Below are 19714 nucleotides of genomic sequence, written 5' to 3' on the forward strand. Positions count from 1 at the left end.
GGATTAGTAGGCACCGTCTTTGGCCAGCACGGCAGGGACTGTCTTGAGCACGATTTCAAGATACGACACGACGCTGCGGGTCCGGGTCCACTCAATGTCGAGTGCGATGCGGGTCGCGTAATCGCAGTCGCTGCGGCCTGATACCTGCCACGGGCCCGTGAGGCCGGGGCGCACGGCAAGGTAGCCGGCAGCGTCCTTGCCATACATGGCCAGTTCGTCCGGCACGATGGGGCGCGGGCCAACAAGGCTCATGTCGCCTTTGAGCACGTTCCACAGCTGAGGCAGCTCATCAAGGCTGGTCTTGCGGATGAAGTGGCCAAGGCGGGTGATGCGCGGGTCGTTCTTGAGTTTGCGGTTTTCCGCCCATTCGGCTGCGGCCTGCGGATCGTTTTCCAGCACAGCGATAAGGCGTGCTTCGGCATCAGACGCCATGGAGCGCAGCTTGAAGCATTTGAAGCCCTTGCCGTTCTGGCCAACACGGATCTGGCCGAACAGTGACGCACCGCCGTCGCGGGTAATCATGAAGGCAAGCACGGCCAGAATGGGGGCGGTCAGAATAAGACCGGCCAGCGCCCCGGCAATGTCGAGGGCGCGGATAGCGATGTCGCGCCAGATGCGCTCCTCAACCTGCCGCTCAGCGTCGCGCGCGGCGAGCTGATCTGCAACCGTTGGGACAAGTTCGATAGTGGGTGCGGCTGGTGTTGCATATGCGGCGGCTCGGCGCGCAGTCTGGCGTGCGGCCGGTGCAAACTCTGTCGGTGCAAACTTGGCTGGTGCAAACTGGGCCGGTGCAAAGTGGGCGGCGGCTTTGATGTCGTCTTTGAGCAGTGCTGACATGGGGGGATGCCTCTGGTGCGCGTTAATGTCTGTGCTCTACAGATCAAGTGCCGTGCCACCGGCGGCTGAGGACTGGCGCGCGACTGTTTTTGGCTGTTTTCTAGTGTTTTTGCGCCATTTGTGATGGCAAGGCCGTGGTCAGCGCCGCCCTCACGTGCGGCGTGCGTTAACCTTTGGACCGTCCCACGGCCCCGTTTGGTGCAGACGATGTGCCGTATCGGGACGGTCGCGGGCGCCCCCAAAATCGGCGCGGTTTGTGCTAGAACCCTGCTGGTTATGTCCCGCTGATCTGTGGCGGGACATCTGTCAGGTTTGTGCGCAAAGGCATGGTTGCCCCATGAAACCCATTCGTCCTGTGATTTTGTCCGGCGGGTCCGGCACGCGGCTGTGGCCCACATCGCGCGCGTATCATCCCAAGCAGTTCATGCCGCTCACATCAGAACGATCGATGATTCAGGAGACGGCTTTGCGGGTGAGCAACCCGGAGCGGTTCCTGGCTCCGATCGTTGTGTGCAACGAAGAACACCGGTTCACGGTGGCGTCAGAGCTTCAGGCGGCGGGCATCAAGCCTGAAATGGAAGTGCTGGAGCCTGTGGGGCGCAATACCGCACCAGCCATTGCAGCCGCCGCCGCCCTGTGCGCGGCACAGGCGCGCGATGAAATGATGCTGGTGCTGCCCGCAGACCATCACATTGCGAGGCCTGATCTGTTTTTGGATGTTGTGGCTGCCGGGGCAAAACTTGCTGAAGACGGCAAGCTTGTCACCTTCGGCATCGTGCCCGATGCCCCTGAAACCGGATATGGCTATATTCGCGCCGGTGACACTGTGGCTCACGGTGGCTTTACCGTTGAGGCATTTGTTGAAAAGCCCGACGAGGCCACTGCGCAAACCTATCTTGATGCGGGCGATTATTACTGGAACTCCGGCATTTTCCTGTTCCGGGCCGACGCGATGATTGCCGAGCTTGAAGCTCATGCGCCTGAAATCTGGCGGCTGGCGGCGGCAGCCGTTGCGGGTTGCCAGCGGGACATGGATTTTTTGCGGCTCGCACGTGACGCGTTTGAACTTTGTCCGTCTGACTCGATCGACTATGCGGTGATGGAGCACACAAGCCATGCAGTTGTGGTGCCTGCTGACATTGGCTGGAGTGATGTGGGCTCCTGGACGGCGCTGTGGGGCATCGGTGAAAAAGACTTAGACGGCAATGTGCTGGCGGGCGATGTGATGACCCACGCAACCACCAACACCCTGGTGCGCGCTGAATCCCGGCTTGTGACAACCGTTGGCGTTGACGACCTTGTGGTTGTTGAAACGGGTGACGCCGTTCTGGTGGCCCACCGCGACAAGGTGAACGATGTGAAAGCCATTGTCGGGCGCCTCAAGGCAAACGGACGCCCGGAACAAAAGATTCATGCGCGCGTGCACAGGCCGTGGGGATTTTATGAAGGGCTGGATAGTGGTGATCGCCACCAGGTGAAACACCTTATGGTAAAGCCGGGAGGCAGCATTTCATTGCAGATGCACCATCACCGGGCAGAGCACTGGGTGGTGGTGGCGGGCACTGCGAAAGTGACAGTGGGCGATCAGACCCGACTGGTGGCTGAAAACGAGTCTGTTTACATTCCCATCGGCGCGACACACCGGCTGGAAAATCCTGGCATGATGCCACTCTCCATCATTGAGGTGCAGTCAGGCAGCTATTTTGGCGAAGATGACATTGTGCGCTTTGATGATGCCTATGGCCGTGTCGGCGACATGAACGCCGCTGAATAGTGCTTGCCCGATCTTAGCCTTCAGCAGCTACCGTTGTGGTGTCACCGCTGCGCAGGCGGGCGGACTCCTCATTGAGAAATTCGATCAATGCCTGCACGTCACCGCCGTTTTGGGCGATGTAGGAACCAAACTGGCTGCGCTGCTCAACCGCCAGCCAGATGCCGGCAATGCGCACGTCAAACAATTGCGGGCCGCGCGGAGTGGTCAGTACACGGAAAGCGACGTCAGCAAGTTGCTTGCCCTGTGCATTCTGAATCTCACCCGATACCAGCACGTCCGTATCCGTATTCACAATGGCCTCGGTGACGGAGATGGTCTGTCCACCGTAAAGGCCAAGGCGGCTTTCGTAGCTTGCGGTGGCATAGGCCGTGAAACTGTCAATATAGGCAGCAAGGGTTTGTGGATCCGTGCTCTTGCGATAATGGCCCAACGCGAACAGGGCAACGGATCGGGTGTCGATGATGTCCGCCACGAAAGTGCGAAAGCGGGCCGTGCGTGCGGGATCGTCGGGCTCTGTCTGCTTTAGAATGGCAATCCCCTGGTCAATGCCGTCGCGCACGAAGGCCTGTGCGTCAGCCGCCGGGTCGCTTGCGGCAGCAGGCAGGGTCAAAAGCGGCGTGAGAACAAGCAGTGTCAGTATTTTTTTGAGCATATTCTTTCCTAAGCCAAAAGACCCGCCGCTACGGGCTTGCCGGGTGTGCTGCATCATGTTCATGAGCAACCAGTTTGTGAGAACTCACCTGTGCCACACAAATGGGGCAAAAATCAGCGGGCGACAATCTGCCCTCAGGCCAGCGCCGGAGGGCGGCCCACGGAGTGATAGGAGAAGCCGTGCTTCACCACTTCCGCCGGCGTATAGATGTTGCGCAGGTCAACCACAAGCCTGCCGGGCATCATGCGTGCGACCCGATCCCACTGCAGCGCGCGAAACTCGTTCCATTCGGTGAGAATAAGTAGAATATCCGCACCGCTCATGGCGTTGGTCGCGGTGTCAGCCCAGGTCACGCCAGGGATCAGATTAGCGGCTTCCTTCATGCCCGCCGGGTCAAAGGCGCGAACCTGTGCCCCTGCGTCTATCAGAATAGGCAGAATATCCAGGCTGGGGCTGTCGCGCATGTCGTCGGTGTTCGGCTTAAACGTCACGCCCAACACGGCAATTCTTTTGCCGGTTACAGTGCCGCCCGCAGCCTCAATCACTTTGTGGGCCATCCGCTTTTTGCGGCTGGCATTGGCGTCCACAACCGCGCTTACAATTCCGGTTGGCGCGCCAACATCTTCTGCGGTTTTGACCAGCGCCAGCGTATCCTTGGGAAAGCATGAGCCGCCATATCCTGGTCCTGCGTGCAAAAACAATTTGCCGATGCGCCCGTCAAGGCCGATGCCTTTGGCCACGTCCAGCACATTGGCGCCGGTCTTCTCGCAGATGTCGGCCATCTCGTTGATGAAGCTGATCTTGGTCGCCAAAAAAGCGTTGCCTGCGTATTTGATGAGCTCTGAGGTTTGCCGGTTGGTGATAACCATCGGCGTCTCGCGTAAAAACAGCGGCCGATAAAGTTCACGCATCACGTCTTGCGCGCGTTCGGCGTCGGTGCCGACGACCACCCGGTCAGGCCGTTTGAAGTCCTCAATGGCCGAGCCTTCGCGCAAAAACTCCGGGTTCGACGCCACATCAAAATCGGCGTCGGGCGCAGCCTCGCGAATGATGCGTTCTACTTCGTCACCGGTGCCGACGGGTACCGTGGATTTGGTGACGACCACCGTATAGCCCGTAAGCAGCGGCGCAATTTCGCGTGCGGCGGCATACACATATGACAGGTCTGCGTGACCATCGCCACGGCGTGACGGTGTGCCGACGGCAATAAACACCGCATCTGCTTGTGGCACGGTGTTGGCAAGGTCAGTTGTGAACGACAGGCGGCCAACCTTCATGTTGCCGTTCACAAGTACATCAAGGCCGGGCTCATAGATGGGGATTTCGCCGCGCTCCAGTGTGTCAATCTTGCGCGCGTCTTTGTCAACGCAAGTTACTTCGTGGCCAAAGTCGGAAAAGCAGGCCCCGGAAACGAGACCCACATAGCCTGTACCGATCATTGCGACGCGCATGGCGCACCTCTTTAGGTGTTGGCGACCGTGGCCGCATTTGGTGTGGCGCGGAGGCTAGACGACAGTCCGCAGAAAGTCGCGCAGTTCATCCGCCATGTCGTCGCGCTCAAGGGCGTAGGCCACATTGGCGGCCATGAACCCCACCTTGTTGCCGCAGTCAAAGCGCACGCCGTCAAACTCAAGACCATGAAACGGCTCCTTGCCGATGAGCCGGGCCATGGCATCCGTGAGCTGAATTTCACCACCCGCGCCACGGTCCTGTCGCGAGAGGTGATCAAAGATTGTCGGTTGCAGAATGTAGCGGCCAACCATCACAAGCGTGGAAGGCGCATCTTCGGGCTTTGGTTTTTCAACCATGTCCTCGATTTCAATGATCTTGCCATTACGGGTGCCCGGTTTGATGACACCGTAACGGTCGGTGTGTTCGGGCGGGACATCCAGCAACCCAACGACATTGCCCTGTGTCTCGTTATAGGCCTCCACCATCTGCGCCAGGCAACCCGGTGACGATTTCAGCAGTTCGTCGGCCAGAATGACGGCAAAAGGTTCGTTGCCCACAAGGTCGCGGGCACACCATACGGCGTGGCCAAGGCCCGCAGGTTCCTGTTGGCGCAGAAACGACGCAGCCCCTGCGGGCGGGCGCATGTCAGTGAGCATTTTGAGTGCGTCAGTGTTGCCTTTGGAGGCAAGTGTTTGTTCCAGCTCGTAGGCGTGGTCGAAATAATCAGCAATCGCTGTCTTGCCGCGCCCGGTGACAAAAATGAAGTGCTCGATGCCCGCTTCCTTGGCTTCGTCCACGGCATATTGAATGAGCGGGCGGTCCACCACCGGCAACAGCTCTTTAGGGACGGACTTTGTGGCGGGCAAAAAGCGGGTGCCAAGACCTGCGACAGGAAACACAACCTTGCGGATCGGTTTGGACATAGGGAACCTTGTATTTGGATGCGGCGGACTTTGAGGGTATTTGCCACGCAAAGCCGCGCACCTGCAAGGCGCACGGGTTGCGGGCCTGACACAGGACTAATTGCCCGCATAGGCCCGTATAGCCCCGCATAGAATTGCCACAGTCCATCGCATATGGTTGCGCCACCTGATGATTCACAATAGCGGAACACATGATCATGCGGCAGATTTCAGCTCGTTTTTTGCCAGTTGCAGCGATCGCTGCTGTTCTGGGTGGGGGCTTTGTGACACCCGCTCCGGCCCTGGCCCAGGCGGGCCAGCCGGTGGCGGACGACGTGGTGGTGACGGCGGAAATGGAAGACCGGCTGGCGGAATGGCTGACCGGCTTCAGGCGTGAGGCGCTGGCGCAGGGCATCACGGCATCGACGTTCTCACGCGCGTTTCGCGGCATCTCGCTGGACGTCAAGGTGCTGGAACTCAACCAGAAGCAGCCTGAGTTCGTGCGGCCGATCTGGGGCTATCTTGGCTCTGCATTGTCAGACAAGCGCAAGGCCGACGGGCGTGAACAGTTGCGCGCAAATGATGCGCTGTTCGACCGGCTGGAAGAAACCTACGGCGTTGAGCGTGAAGTGCTGGCGGCGATCTGGGGCCTTGAAACACACTTTGGCACGTATATGGGCAGCCGCAATGTCATCCGTTCACTGACAACACTGGCCTTTGACGGCAGGCGGGCAGACTTTGGCCGCACACAATTGCTGGCCGCGCTCAAGATCATTCAGTCCGGCGATATCACGCCTGAGGCCATGAATGGTTCATGGGCCGGGGCGATGGGGCACACCCAGTTCATTCCCACCACCTACCTTGAACACGCCGTTGATTTTGATGGGGACGGCCGTCGCAATGTCTGGGAAAGCCACGCAGACGGGCTTGGGTCGGCAGGTAACTACCTGCGCGCATCAGGGTGGGACACCGGCGACCCCGCTGTGCGCGAAGTGATATTGCCGCAGAACTTTGACTATTCGCTGGCGGATGAAGGCACCCGCAAGACCGGCGAAGAGTGGCAGGCACTTGGCATTCGCGCCGTGGGCGGCGATACGCTGCCGGGCCGCGAGCGAACGCTTGACGCATCGTTGATTGTGCCGGCGGGATATCGCGGGCCGGCGTTTCTAGCGTATCCCAATTTCCGCACTATCCTGCGCTACAACAACGCCACGTCCTACGCGATGGCGGTGTCGTATCTGGCGCGGTACTTTGCCGATGAGCCTGGCATTCAGGCTACCTGGCCAGAGGACGAGCGACCTTTGACACTGGACGAAGCCAGGGAGATGCAGACGCGGCTCACGGCCATCGGCTTTGATACGGGCGGTGTGGACGGCATCATCGGGCCGATGAGTCGCCGCGCCATTCGCGGGTTTCAGGCACAGTTGAATACGCCGCAGGACGGCTTTGCCACCGAAAAGCTGCTTGAGAAAATCCGCGCGGCTTCGCGTTAGCGGCTGGTTCCCCCGATTTGCCTTTCCGCGGCTTGACCCCGGAATCCAGTGTGGCCGCCTAGATGCTTTGCTGTGTGGCTCTGGGCCCCGCGGACAAGCCGCGGGGAGGCAATGCTCTGGTCCGGTAGATTCAACACGCCGATCTAGGCGGCGATGTCATAGCCTGGCGTTGAACGGCCAAGCGAGCCATGCATTTCAAGAATGCGTTTATACCACTCAGCCACCGGCTCCTTGGGGGCAAACAGCTTGTTGGGATAAACAGCGCGGGCCCACATGAAGGTGCTGGCGGCTACATAGTCGGCGTAGCCCGGCTCCTGGCCATTGAGGTAGGGCGTGTCCATCAGCTTTGCCCGCAGCGGGCCAAGGGCAACGGACATGGCACCCAACCCTTCCTTGCCGCGTTTGTCCGCCTGTTCCAGCGTCATGCCGCCAAGCTGCTTTTCACGGCTTTCGCGCACATAGGCCTTGTCTTCGTCGCGGGCGTGTTCAAACACCTGTTTGACCATCGCCGGGAACATGGCGGTGAACACCTGCGTGAACAGCCAGCGCTCCACAAACTGCGCGTAGTGCAGTGCGTCGAGGCTGGGAAACAACGGCGGCGTGTCCTGAAAGGTCTGATCCAGATAGATCGCGATCTTCCAGCTATCACCGATGAACTGGCCATCATGCTCAATGACCGGAACAGTCCTGAACGACCCGTCACCGATTTTTTTGATTTCGCCAAAGCCGACCGGACGATCTTCCGCAGTGAGCCCCTTGTGGGCCAGCGCATATTTTGTGCGCCAGCAAAAAGGGCTCATGCGGCGACCGTCACGGCCTTCGAGGTCATAAAGAGCAAGCGCCATTAGCTTGCCTTCTTCTTGGCAACCAGGTCCTGCAGCATGGCAGCGGGCTTGAAGTCGTCGCCGTGCTTGTCCTGATAGTGGGTCATGCGCTCCAGCACTTTTTCAAGGCCGACCGAGTTTTCGCCCCACCACATCGGGCCGCCGCGATAGCGCGGCCAGCCATAGCCCATGATCCAGACAATATCGATGTCGGAAGCGCGAATGGCTTTGCCTTCTTCGAGGATTTTGTAGCCTTCGTTGACCATCGGCAGCAGGCACCGTTCGAGAATTTCTTCGTCTGAAATCTCACGCTGCTGAATCTGGCGCTCTTCTGCGTACTGACGAATGATGTCCTCGACTTCCTTGGACGGAGACGGAACACGATTTTCGTCATAGTCGTAAAACCCCTTGGAGGTTTTCTGGCCACGCCTGTCGCGCTCGCACAGAATGTCGCGCAGGGTTTCGCCCTTTGAGGTTTCCTTGTTCCAGCCAAGGTCGAGGCCTGCCAGGTCTGACATGGCAAACGGGCCCATGGGGAGGCCGAAGTCAAACAGCACGCGGTCCACGTCCCACGGCATGGCGCCTTCCAGAATGAGCTTGTTGGCTTCGCGCTGACGCTGGGCCAGCAGGCGGTTGCCGACAAAGCCGGGGCACACACCCACCAGCACGCCGACCTTGCCGATTTTCTTGGCAAGCGACATGGAGGTGGCAATCACTTCGTTGCTGGTCTTGTCGGCGCGGACGATTTCCAGCAGTTGCATGACATTAGCGGGTGAGAAGAAGTGCAGACCTATGACGGCTTCGGGCCGTGTGGTGGCGGTGGCGATCTCGTCAATGTCCAGCGCTGACGTGTTCGTTGCCAGGATTGCGCCCTGCTTGACGATCTTGTCGAGTTTGCCGAACACGTCCTTTTTCACGTCCATGTTCTCGAAGATGGCTTCGATGATGAGATCCTTGTCAGCAAGGTCTTCAAGGTTGGTGGAGCCGGTGAACATGCCCATGCGCTTGTCGACTTCGTCCATCGGGAAGCGGCCGCGTTTGGCTGAGTTTTCATAGTTCTTGCGCACCACGCCAAGGCCCGCGTCCAGACGCTCCTGAGCCTGCTCGATGATGGTGACGGGAATGCCGGCATTGACGAAGTTCATGGCAATGCCGCCACCCATGGTGCCCGCGCCGATGATGCCGACAGACTTGATGTCAATCTGGGGCGTGTCTTTAGGCACATCGGGGATCTTGGCAACCTGACGCTCTGCAAAGAACACATGGCGCTGGGCGGCGGACTGTTCGCCCGTTACCAGTTCGCGGAACAGCTTGGCTTCCACCTTCATGCCTTCGTCGAAGGGCAGGTTTACCGCCGCTTCAATGCACTGAATGTTGTATTCCGGCGCAAGGAAGCCCCGTGTCTTGCGGGCAATGGACTTGCGGAATGCTTCAAAGATTTCCGGCTTGCCACGGGCGTCAGCCACCTTGTCGTCGCGCTCACGGATTTTTGTCAGTGGCGCATTGTCAGCCACAATCTTTCGGGCAAAGGCGATGGCGCCTTCCAGCAGCTTGCCTTCTTCGACGATGGCATCAGCCAGACCGCTTTCATGCGCCTCTTTGGCGGAGGCGTGGCGACCTGATGTCATCATCTCAAGAGCTTTTTCAACGCCCGTGACGCGCGGCAGGCGCTGGGTGCCGCCGGCACCGGGCAACAGGCCGAGGTTTACTTCCGGCAGACCCATGCGGGCGCTGGGCACTACCACGCGGTAATGACACACAAGCGCTACTTCCAGACCACCGCCAAGGGCTGTGCCGTGAACGGCGGCAACCACCGGCTTGGGGGCGTCTTCAATCATTGCCTGCACTTCATGCAGACCGGGGCCTTTGGGTGCCTGACCGAACTCGGTGATGTCAGCACCTGCAATGAAAGTGCGCCCGTCGCAGATCAGCACAATGGCCTTGGCGGCATCGTCAGCGATCGCCGCCTTGAAGCCCTCAAACAGGCCTTCGCGCACATTGGCTGAAAGTGCGTTCACCGGCGGTGAGTTGAGCGTGACAACGGCAATGTCGCCTTCGCGGGTGAGAGTGGTGACATCGTTGATTTTGGTCATGTGGGCTGCCTCCCTGGGCGCTTTTAAGGCGAAGACTTATTGATGGGCGCGCGCTATGCGTCCCGGATTGCCGCGCATTCTAGTCAGCTTGGCGGATGATGCGAGTCTTGGATTCTGCGGATTGTTTCCTATGGGCACGCAACGGGCTTTGCATATCTGTGCCTTGCGCCCTCTGGTTGCCCATATCGGCGGTCTCGCGTATGCCAGTGCGCGAAACAGATAAAAACAGGCAGACCAAAACGTGAGTGACAAACTGAAGTCTGATGCGGTTCAGGCCGATATTGAGCTGATCCGCGAGGGGTTTGAGGTGAGCGGCTATGTGGCCAACACCCACATTGCAACCGCCGTTTTTCTGGCGCAGGCGCTGGACAAGCCCATTTTGGTGGAAGGCCCGCCCGGCGTCGGCAAAACCGAACTGGCCAAGGCCACCGCCGCCTATCTGGGCCGCGAGCTTATTCGTCTGCAATGCTATGAAGGGCTGGATGAAGCCAAGGCGCTGTATGAGTGGAAATACGGCAAGCAGCTTTTGTATACGCAGGTGCTCAAAGACAAACTGGCTGACCTCTTGGATGGCACCCACGGGCTGGACGAAGCCATGGAGCGGCTGCATTCGTTCGACGACACATTCTTTTCGCCGGAGTTTCTGGAGCCACGCCCGCTGTTGAAGGCGTTGCAGGTGCCCGGCGGCGGCGTGCTGCTGGTGGACGAGGTGGACAAGTCCGACCACGAGTTCGAAGCATTCCTGCTGGAAATCCTGTCGGACTTTCAGGTGTCGATCCCTGAAATCGGCACAATCAAGGCGGACGTAAAGCCGATTGTGTTTCTGACCTCCAACAACACCCGCGAGGTTGGTGACGCGCTGAAGCGTCGGTGCCTGCACCTGTACATTTCGTTTCCCGATCAGGCGCTGGAAATGCGCATCATCGAAAAGCGCGTGCCGGGCGTTGATGCGTCATTGCTGCGCCAGCTTGTGACGTTTGTGCAGGAACTGCGCACCAAAACCATCAAGAAGCTGCCGGCGGTGAGCGAGACAATTGATTGGGCACGTGCGCTGTTGCTGCTGCACACGCAGGATCTGGACGAGGAAATGGTGCGCAACACCCTCAACCTGCTGCTCAAGTTTGAAGACGACATTGAAAGCGTCGAAAACGAAATCCCCGGCATGGTGCGCCGGGCGCGCGAGGGTAGTTAAGTGCGCCGGGCGCGCGAGGGTAGCTAGAAGCCGAAATGCACCTGTAGCTGACCTGTGTAGCCCAGTGTGTTCTGCCCGATGCCGATGACACCTGCGTCAAAAGAGATGCGGCTTGACCCGCTGGTGGTGAGTGTTACGCCGGCACCAAGATTCGCGCCCCATCGATCGGACTCGATGACCTCTGTTGCGGACACACGGTAGCTCTCATCCTCGCGAGCGAAATAGTTCACTGTGCCGTTGAGGCGCGGGGTTACCCGACGAAGCCAGCCATTCTCGAAGGCGTAGCTTCGCGATGCTGTCAGCGCTGCGCTCACAGTCGTATCGCCCGACGAAGCGCCGGGAATAAAGATGCCGCGCGAGTCGGTATATCCATCGCGCTGGAAATGGGAATAGGTGACCGCCAGAGAGGGCGATAGCAGCACGGGCTGCAGATATACCGCTCCTTGTACGGATGATGAGATGGACCACAGGTCTATGTCGGCAGAACCACTGCCGGTGGGTGTTTTAATGTCCTGCTCGCCGGTTTCCCGGTTTGCCGAAAGGCCGACGCTCAGGCCCTGCATCAGCGCGTAGCGCATATAGGCGCCTGCACCGGCCTGGGTGGTATCGACTTTGGTATTGGAAATGTCTGTGTCGCTATGGGCGGCGAGGTAGGACCCGTATGCGCCGACGGTCAGCACGTCGTTCAGCCTCAGGGCCGCCCCGGCAAGCAGGTGGGCTGCCCAGCCATCGTAGCCCGCTCGTTTTTGGCGATCAAACAGGGTGCCTCGGCCACGTGCCCATATATTTACCGGCATGCCAGCAATCGTTAGCGAGGGGAGGGACGTAGGGGCGGTCCCGGTATCGTCCAGACGAAGGGCAAAATGCCGACGCAGGGCATCTGTTGATATCTCGAAGTTGACCCCCCGGCCATTCTGGTCCGGCGTGAACAGCACAATGTCGCCATCGCCCAGCTCTTCGGGATCGGCATCGACGTCGGGCTCGGGCTCGGGCTCGGGCAACCCGACCTGCGGCCTGGGGTCTGACATGGGCAGGCCCGCGTCCTCGAAACGCTTGCGGTATTTGTCAATAATCGCCTGGCGGTCGCGGCCATAGGTCCACCCCCGCCGCGTGTCGGCGGATTTTTGGTCGGAGGGGAAGGGCTGGCCGGCGTCGAACAGGCCAATGCCGCGCTTGAAACTCTCTATTGATTTTCCGGTGTCCGGGATGAACTGCTGCTGCTCTTCATGGTCGCGCACATACAGATCGTTCAGCGCCTTCTGGAACTCGTCCCACAATGCCACATGTTCCGTGCGGCTGGCCTGCTCGCGCGTTTGCGTCCGCGCCACCGTGCGGGGGCCAGCGCCGGGCAGGGCCGCAGGCGTGGTTGGCAGACGGTTGGCCATGACAGTTTGTGTTGACGAACTAATTGCATCTGACGTCTGAGAAGGTGTCATGACGTTTGTCGCAGCTGTAGCAACTGAGCTGCTGCTTTGGGGTGTTGCCGCTGCTGCGGTAACCGGAACGCATGTGATGGTGAGTGTGGCGGCCTGAGCGGCGGAGGCCAGAAGCGTAATCCCAAGGCCGGTGACGCCTGCTTCATTGATGGCTACGGTCTGAACCAGATTTGCTGCAGTCCCGAAAATGCCGGTATTGCTGGGCAGTAGCTGAACCGTCGCAAGGTTGGGGTTGCCCGCCGCCGTTATAGTCAGGCTGTCGCCCTGATCGAACGCGCCGATGATACCGACAGCATTTGCACCATTGGCAGGAACATTCTGGTCGAACGCGCCGGCATTGGCTGCCGTGCACCCGGCGGAAGCCGCAAGTGCCTGTGTTGGCGGGATTGAAAAGCACGCGATGGTTGCCAGTACGAAACAGCCCGCAGTTGGCCATGCATGTAATCTGACATCATTCATCACCTGTCCCCCGCTTTGTATCCAAGGCTGAATAATGGGAAGGCTGATATCAACCTACATCATCAATAGTGATGATGTTTTCACTATTTTCGTTTCGAGTCCGGTATAATCAATTCCGGTATTCTTGTGTGCTTAACCGCCGCATTTTCGGTAGAACGAGTGCAAACAAACGGGATCACAAGATGTCAAAAATGATGACCAGTTTCGTGGAGGCGTTGCGCGCAGCGGATGTGCAGGTGTCGCCCGCCGAAACGCTGGAGGCGATGCAGGCCGCAGACCTTGTGGGCTTTGGCAACCGTGCATTGCTGAAAGACACGCTGTCGCTCTCTATGGCCAAGACGCCGGAAGAAAAAGCGTTTTTTGACGAAACGTTTGACCGGTTTTTTTCGTTTGAGACGATGGAGAATGCAGCCGGCGCTGCTGATGGCGATGTCAACGAACAATCTGCTGTTGATGAAGATGCCGGCGAGGGCGATGAGGCGTCGCAGGATGATAACAACCTGCAAAATGACGGCGAACAGGGTGAAGGGTCGCCGAGCGGTGGACCCCCCAGTGGCATGGGTGGCGGCAAACCGTCTGATGAAGGCGAGCCGGGCGACGACGGCGTACCATCGCAAAGCCTGATGGAAATGCTGCGGTCGGGGGATCGCAATGCGCTGTCCATGGCGATTGCGCGTGCGGGCGAGGAAGTTGGCATACGGAACATTCGCTTTTTCACCCAGCGCGGGCTGTATGGTCGGCGCATCATGGAGCGCATCGGGCTTCAGGAACTGACTGACGAGATAATTGCCGCTGAACGCGCTGAAGGCGTTGGCGGGCCTCGGGTGGAAGCCCTCAAGGGTGTGCGCGAAATGCTGCGGCAGGACGTGGACAATTATGTGGAGCGCAATCTGGCGCTGTACGCCCAGCACGAAGGCAAGCGTCTGCGTGAGGAAGTGCTGGAAAGCGTGCGGCTGACAAATGTCGAGATGCGCGACTTTGCCATGATGCAGCAGCTTGTGCGCAAAATGTCGAAGAAGCTGGTGGCGCTGCATTCGCGCCGCCGCAGGAAGGCGCGGCGCGGGCACCTGGATGTGCGCCGCACGATCCGCCATAACGTTGCCTATGACGGCATGATGTTCGACACCCACTGGAAGCGCCGCAAGGTGGACCGGCCGGACGTGATGGCGATTTGCGACGTGTCCGGATCCGTCTCCACCGTCGCGCGATTTTTGTTGATGTTCCTGTATTCGCTGGGCGAGGTGCTTCCAAAAGTGCGGTCGTTCGCGTTCTCCGGGCATCTGGGCGAAGTGACCGAGCTATTTGAGACCATGGACATGGAACAGGCCATTCCGCTGATCCTGCGCGAGTATGGCGGCGGCTCCACAGACTATGGCGTGGCGTTGCAGGATTTTGCCGACATCGCGCTTGGCGACATCGACAACCGCACCACGGTGATTGTGCTCGGCGATGGACGATCAAACCATGTGGACCCGCGTGCGGACATCATGAAGCTGATTTATGAGCGCGCCCGGCGAGTGATTTTTCTCAACCCCGAGCCCGAAGGGCTGTGGGGCACGGGCGACAGCGAGATGCTGAAACTCAAGCCGTTCAGCCACCGCGCGCAGATGTGCGGCTCGCTGAAAGACCTTGAGCGCGTGGTGGACGACATCTTGCGCACGGCGACCTGACGGCCACCTGAAGGATTGGCGCTGATTGAGTTTACGTTAACGGGCACAGCGGTGCCATTTGTACCGTGCGCTGGACTGCGTCATGCGCGGCGCGGTCCTGATCTTGCACAAAATGTCATCAAGGCGTCATGCGGGGCGGGTTCGTTGTGCTGATTTGGCTGTTTCGCCTCGAAGGCCGCGTATCCAGCCTGCACCGTATGACGCTGTTGCCTCACTTTTGGGTCGTTTTGGGCCACAACAAGGGTGACTTGGCCTGCTATCTCGGGCACCATTTGGGTGCTGCGTGGGGGCGGCGATGTACAGGTAACGACAATGATGGCGTGCGTATTCCAGTACCCGGGCAGTTTTAGGGTACGAAGTCCTTGGGGGAGGGCGAACGTGACAGCAAACAGCCGATCTGCGTTTCGCAGTTTGCTTGTGACAGGGCTCGCAGCGCTTGTGCTTTCGGCTGGTGCAGGAGCACAGAGCGCGGCTGCGCAGACGTCAGGTGTTCAGTCCGCCAATCTTCCCGATATCGAAATCAGCGCGGCTCCCGAGGCTGCGGCCAGCATGGCACCTGTCGCGGATGCCGCACCGGCACCCAAGCGCGAGGGGCCGCTGAACGTCCATGTGTTCGGTGACAGCCTGGGAGATGGCATCTGGGCGGGTCTGTACCGTGAACTGCCAAAGGCCGACGGCTATCACGTCACCAAGCATTCACGCGTTTCCACCGGGCTGGTGCGCAAGGATTATTACAACTGGCAAAAGGCTGTCAGGCAGATTGTTGCCAAGCATCGCGTCGATGTGGCGGTGGTGATGATCGGCACAAATGACCGCCAGACGATTGTTGAAAATGGCCGTCACGCGCTGCGCTCTGCACGCTGGGAAGAGATTTACAAAGCCCGCATCGACGACGTGACGCAGGTTCTCAAGGACGAAGGCGCGGACATTTACTGGGTGGAACTGCCTGCCATGCGCTCGCCGCGCTTTGGCGGCGACATGCAGTATTTCAACGGCCTGTTTCGTGAGCGCGCTGAGGCCAACGGCATTGCCTTCGTGCCAACCCGTGACCGCACACTGGACGACAACGGCCAGTATTCCGCCTACGGACTGGACGAGGACGGCCGCACGCGGCAGATGCGCACCAATGACGGCATTCACTTCACCATGCGCGGCTACATCAAGCTCGCCAATTTCGTGACCGAAGCCATGGCACAGCCCAAAGCTGAGGTGCTGCCAGCACCCGACCCGGTGGTGAGTGATTTGCCGCCGGTTGATGGCCCGGTTTCAGCACCAGTGCAGATTGAGCGGCCAACAGCACCTGTTCCGCCTGCTGTTCCTGACGTTGCCCTGCCGCAGGATCCGGGCGCGGCAACGCCAATTCCCGCAGCCCGACCGGATGACCGGGCGGGCGCGCTGCCTCTGCGCCAGACCGGCGAGGATATTCAGCGGTCGGAGCGTGCGGGTATTTCGGATGTGGCCTCAGGCATTGCCAGCGCGCTGTCTGATCTGCGCGGTTTTGTAATGCCTGAACCACAGCCCGGCAGGGCGGATGATCTGCGCCAGCCGGCGGACTGAAGTCATGCGCGGGTTTGTCCGGTATGCAGTCGCGGCGGTATCTGTCGTGCTGTTTCTGGCGGCGGCCCCGCTCGCTGACGTGCCGGCCTCAGACGATATTCCGATGCGGCTGCCTCCCGCCCCTTTGCAAACCCTACCTGTTTCCAAAGCTGATGCGCTCAGCCGGTTTTTTTCGGCGCGTGCGGCAGGTGGTCCGCTGCGTGTGCTGCACATCGGCGACAGCCATATCGCCCGCGACGCTTTTTCCGGTGATCTGCGGGCGATGCTGACGGACGGACATACACCCGGTGCGCGCGGCATGATACCACCGGGTCCGGTGTATCCATTCTTCGCGGCGCGTGGCGTTGAAGTGGATATGTCCGACGGGTGGACGGTTCACCGTGCCCGCAATGACGATGCATCCGGCCCGTTTGGCCTGATGAATGCGCGGGTTGAGGCGGCACCTGCCACCAGCCCGTGGATTGTGCTGTCGGGCATTGACCACCCGGCGGACCGTCTGGTGATCGGCTATTGGCGACAGCCCGACGGCGGGGCCATTCAGGTGCGCGTCGATGCAGCGCTGCACGCTTTTCAGACAGATGGTAGGGAAGGCCCGGCGTTTGCTGCGGTTCCGGTGCCTAAGGGCACACAGATTATTCGGGTGTCTGCAGCGGGCGATGGGCCGATGGCGCTGCTGTCCCTGAGCCTTGAGGCGGGCGAGGCGGGCGTCACGCTCTCCAACACCGGCTGGCCGGGCGCTACCGCGCAGATCATGACCCGGTGGGATGACGATGTGCTGCGTATGGAGTTGGCGCGCTTCGCCCCACATCTGATTATCATCAGCTACGGCACCAATGAAGGCTTTGACGATGAGCTTGATCTTGCGGCCTATGAAACCACCTTGCGCAACCAGCTTATGCGCCTCAAACGGTTTGCGCCCTCAGCGTCGCTGCTACTCACCGGCGGGCCGGACGGCACGCGGTTGCCGTTTTACGCAGACACTGACGCCCGTGCGCCTCACGAATGGACCTGCGCTCCGCTGACGGACGCAGAGCGCCGCGACTACGCAGCCCTCATGGAAGCTGAAAGCGAAACGTTACTGCGCTGGCATGATCCACCGTATCTTTCTTCTGTGCTGGCGCTGCAAGAACGTGTGGCGCTTGAAGCGGGTGTGGCGCACTGGAACTGGCGGCAGGCGATGGGTGGCGCGTGTGCCGTGCATGACTGGCGGCTGGCCGAACCACAATGGGCGCGTCCCGACCATGTGCATCTGACAAGTGCCGGATACGCCGCGTCAGCCGCAGCGCTGGCGGCAGCGCTGAATGGCGCGTTTGTGGCATGGACTGCCTTACGGGAGGGCGAAACCGTTTCAGATCGGGACAGATCGCACTCAGGGGCAACAAAGGATTAAGATGTGTGGCGCGGTTTGACCCGTTCCATGTGTCTTCAATCCCAATGAGACACGTTCGGACATGCTGTTTCCGACACTCGATTTTGCGCTGTTCTTCGTCATCGTGTTCCTTATTGCATGGGAACTGCGGCGGGACATGGACGCGCGCAAACTCGTTTTGGTGCTCGCCTCCTACTTCTTTTACGGCTACTGGGATCCGCGCTTCACGTTGCTGCTGGCCGGGTCGTCGCTGCTGAACTACGCGGCCGGGCGCGCCATCGGCGGCATGAATGACGGGGCAATGCGCAAATGGGTGTTGGGCGTTGCCATTGCGCTCAACCTGGCTGTGCTGGCGTTTTTCAAATATTACGGCTTCTTCCTGGATTCGCTCGCCGACATGCTGGTGACGCTGGGCATCGAGCGCGACCTGCCGTTCCTGGAAGTCATCCTGCCGGTCGGTATTTCGTTCTTCACGTTCCAGGGCATCTCGTACCTTGTGGATGTCTATCGGCGGCACGTGGACGCCTCGCGCTCGGTCCTGGATATTTTTCTCTACATCTCGTTTTTCCCGCAGCTTGTGGCGGGGCCAATCGTCCGGGCTGCGCATTTTCTGCCGCAGCTTGAGCGCACACCGCACGTCAACCGCCGCATGGCGTCGCTTGCCGTGGTGCTCATACTGGTTGGCCTGTTCAAGAAGATGGTGATAGCCAACTATCTGGCCACCGAGGTTGTGGACAATGTGTTCTTCGACCCGACGATCTATGGCGGCGGTGATCTGCTGCTGGGTGTTTATGCCTATGCAGTGCAGATCTATTGCGATTTTTCCGCGTATTCCGACATTGCCATCGGCGTGGCAGCGTTGCTTGGCTATCGCTTCCCGCGCAATTTTGACCATCCGTATCGGGCGGCCTCGTTGCAGGAGTTCTGGCGGCGCTGGCACATTTCGCTGTCCACATGGCTGCGGGACTACTTGTACATTCCCCTTGGTGGCAGTCACGGCTCCACCTTCAAGACCTATCGCAATCTGTTTCTCACCATGTTCCTTGGTGGCATCTGGCATGGCGCTGCTTGGACATTCGTTTTCTGGGGCGCATTCCACGGCGCGATGCTGGGGGTCGAGCGTGCAGTGAGCAGACGTTGGGAAGCCTATGCAGGCAACGGCAACGGCTATGGCGGCGGAGTTCTGGGCACCCTGATGGGCATCGGCCGCGCCATTCAGGGGTCCATCGGTACTGTGCTTGGCATTGTGCTGACATTTCATCTTGTTTGCTTTGCATGGATATTCTTCCGTGCACCAACCTTCTCCAGCGCGTGGAACTATGTAATCGGGTTGTTTGACTGGTCGCAGCCCTCGCAATATGCGTCGCCATTCATTGTCGGCATGGTGGCTCTGTCACTGGCCGCGCACTTCCTGCCGTCAAACTGGGCGGTAGGTGTGGGACGCATGTTGCAGCGCGCGTCGTGGATTGTGTTGGGTTTGATGCTCGGCTTTGGCATTCTGGCGATTGAAGCCATGGCGCCTGAAGGCGTTGCCCCGTTCATCTATTTCCAGTTCTAGGGATATGTCGCGATGATGGAGCATATTGACCCGGAAGCCGATGCCTACGAACCTGGCTTCGAGATGAAGCCCAGGGCATCGCTCAACGCGGAAGCCGAAACCACGCGCACCTTCAAGCGCGTGCTGTACTCCATGCTGTTTGGCTTTGTCATTCTGGCGCTGTTTCACTCAGCGTCGCTGGTGACCTATGTGCGCGGTCTGCCGATCGGGCCGGTGGAAGACACGGTGATTGCCGTTAGTGAAGCCTGGCACGAGCAGATGCAGCGCAACGGCCTGACCGAGCTGTTCACGCTGATGGATGAGCGGATGCAGGCATTGCACGACGCCACATGGAACGATGTGGACGCGGTGCTTGATGGTCGCGCCGGTGCTGATGCGCCGGATGATTTGCGCGGAGGGGTGGCGGAGTAGGCTGCCACTAGGAACGGCGCTGCGTTGGTTGCGCT

15 protein-coding genes are annotated in these 19714 nt (G+C 59.7%); 8 read left to right on the forward strand and 7 right to left on the reverse strand.

Going from position 1 to position 19714, the window contains the following annotated elements; genetic code table 11:
* Window positions 1-3: 3 nt before the first annotated feature.
* Window positions 4-837: a sugar transferase gene (locus tag RIB87_RS11955; protein WP_350146920.1), complete on the reverse strand. Its 834-nt coding sequence runs from the start codon at window positions 835-837 to the stop codon at window positions 4-6.
* 337 nt (window positions 838-1174) lie between these two features.
* Here RIB87_RS11955 and RIB87_RS11960 point away from each other — a divergent pair, with 337 nt between their 5' ends.
* A complete protein-coding gene (locus tag RIB87_RS11960; protein WP_350146922.1) occupies window positions 1175-2611 on the forward strand; it encodes a mannose-1-phosphate guanylyltransferase/mannose-6-phosphate isomerase in 1437 nt (478 codons plus the stop codon).
* Window positions 2612-2624: 13 nt separating this feature from the next.
* Here RIB87_RS11960 and RIB87_RS11965 read toward each other — a convergent pair whose 3' ends face one another.
* The 3 genes from RIB87_RS11965 to galU all read right to left on the reverse strand — a co-directional run bounded on the left by RIB87_RS11965 (window position 2625) and on the right by galU (window position 5638).
* The gene (locus RIB87_RS11965; protein ID WP_350146924.1) at window positions 2625-3263 is read right to left on the reverse strand and encodes an MlaC/ttg2D family ABC transporter substrate-binding protein; all 639 of its coding nucleotides are present in this window, start codon (window positions 3261-3263) and stop codon (window positions 2625-2627) included.
* A 134-nt stretch (window positions 3264-3397) separates the two neighbouring features.
* Window positions 3398-4714, reverse strand: a complete 1317-nt coding sequence (locus RIB87_RS11970) for a UDP-glucose dehydrogenase family protein (protein WP_350146927.1) — start codon at window positions 4712-4714, stop codon at window positions 3398-3400.
* A gap of 54 nt (window positions 4715-4768) precedes the next feature.
* Window positions 4769-5638 (reverse strand): UTP--glucose-1-phosphate uridylyltransferase GalU, encoded by an 870-nt coding sequence (galU, locus tag RIB87_RS11975; RefSeq protein ID WP_350146929.1) that lies wholly within the window; start codon window positions 5636-5638, stop codon window positions 4769-4771.
* A 197-nt stretch (window positions 5639-5835) separates the two neighbouring features.
* Between galU and RIB87_RS11980 the strand changes: the two genes are divergently transcribed.
* The gene (locus RIB87_RS11980) at window positions 5836-7110 is read left to right on the forward strand and encodes a lytic murein transglycosylase (protein ID WP_350146931.1); all 1275 of its coding nucleotides are present in this window, start codon (window positions 5836-5838) and stop codon (window positions 7108-7110) included.
* Window positions 7111-7253: 143 nt separating this feature from the next.
* On the opposite strand, the gene RIB87_RS11985 is transcribed toward RIB87_RS11980, so the two are convergent.
* Together RIB87_RS11985 and RIB87_RS11990 are read right to left on the reverse strand one after the other, a co-directional pair.
* Window positions 7254-7955: a glutathione S-transferase N-terminal domain-containing protein gene (locus tag RIB87_RS11985; protein WP_350146933.1), complete on the reverse strand. Its 702-nt coding sequence runs from the start codon at window positions 7953-7955 to the stop codon at window positions 7254-7256.
* Window positions 7955-10018 (reverse strand): 3-hydroxyacyl-CoA dehydrogenase NAD-binding domain-containing protein, encoded by a 2064-nt coding sequence (locus tag RIB87_RS11990; RefSeq protein WP_502943252.1) that lies wholly within the window; start codon window positions 10016-10018, stop codon window positions 7955-7957. The genes RIB87_RS11985 and RIB87_RS11990 overlap by 1 nt, the downstream gene beginning before the upstream one ends.
* A 250-nt stretch (window positions 10019-10268) precedes the next feature.
* Here RIB87_RS11990 and RIB87_RS11995 point away from each other — a divergent pair, with 250 nt between their 5' ends.
* Window positions 10269-11219: an AAA family ATPase gene (locus tag RIB87_RS11995; RefSeq protein ID WP_502943247.1), complete on the forward strand. Its 951-nt coding sequence runs from the start codon at window positions 10269-10271 to the stop codon at window positions 11217-11219.
* Between the two features lie 23 nt (window positions 11220-11242).
* Here RIB87_RS11995 and RIB87_RS12000 read toward each other — a convergent pair whose 3' ends face one another.
* Window positions 11243-13114 carry an autotransporter domain-containing protein gene (locus tag RIB87_RS12000; protein WP_350146938.1) on the reverse strand — a complete coding sequence of 624 codons (1872 nt, stop codon included), beginning with the start codon at window positions 13112-13114 and terminating at the stop codon, window positions 11243-11245.
* 191 nt (window positions 13115-13305) lie between these two features.
* Here RIB87_RS12000 and RIB87_RS12005 point away from each other — a divergent pair, with 191 nt between their 5' ends.
* From RIB87_RS12005 to RIB87_RS12025, 5 genes are all read left to right on the forward strand, one after another.
* Entirely contained in the window at window positions 13306-14784 is a 1479-nt protein-coding gene (locus tag RIB87_RS12005; RefSeq protein WP_350146940.1) for a VWA domain-containing protein, read from the forward strand.
* Between the two features lie 378 nt (window positions 14785-15162).
* On the forward strand, window positions 15163-16341 hold the full coding sequence (locus RIB87_RS12010) for an SGNH/GDSL hydrolase family protein (protein WP_350146942.1): 1179 nt from the start codon (window positions 15163-15165) through the stop codon (window positions 16339-16341).
* A 4-nt stretch (window positions 16342-16345) separates the two neighbouring features.
* The gene (locus tag RIB87_RS12015) at window positions 16346-17731 is read left to right on the forward strand and encodes an SGNH/GDSL hydrolase family protein (RefSeq protein ID WP_350146944.1); all 1386 of its coding nucleotides are present in this window, start codon (window positions 16346-16348) and stop codon (window positions 17729-17731) included.
* A 61-nt stretch (window positions 17732-17792) separates the two neighbouring features.
* Window positions 17793-19268 (forward strand): MBOAT family O-acyltransferase, encoded by a 1476-nt coding sequence (locus tag RIB87_RS12020; RefSeq protein WP_350146946.1) that lies wholly within the window; start codon window positions 17793-17795, stop codon window positions 19266-19268.
* A gap of 12 nt (window positions 19269-19280) precedes the next feature.
* A complete protein-coding gene (locus RIB87_RS12025; protein ID WP_350146948.1) occupies window positions 19281-19679 on the forward strand; it encodes a hypothetical protein in 399 nt (132 codons plus the stop codon).
* Window positions 19680-19714: the final 35 nt, after the last annotated feature.

It is taken from the genome of Pyruvatibacter sp. (assembly GCF_040219635.1).
In the GTDB taxonomy this organism is placed as follows: Bacteria; Pseudomonadota; Alphaproteobacteria; order CGMCC-115125; family CGMCC-115125; genus Pyruvatibacter.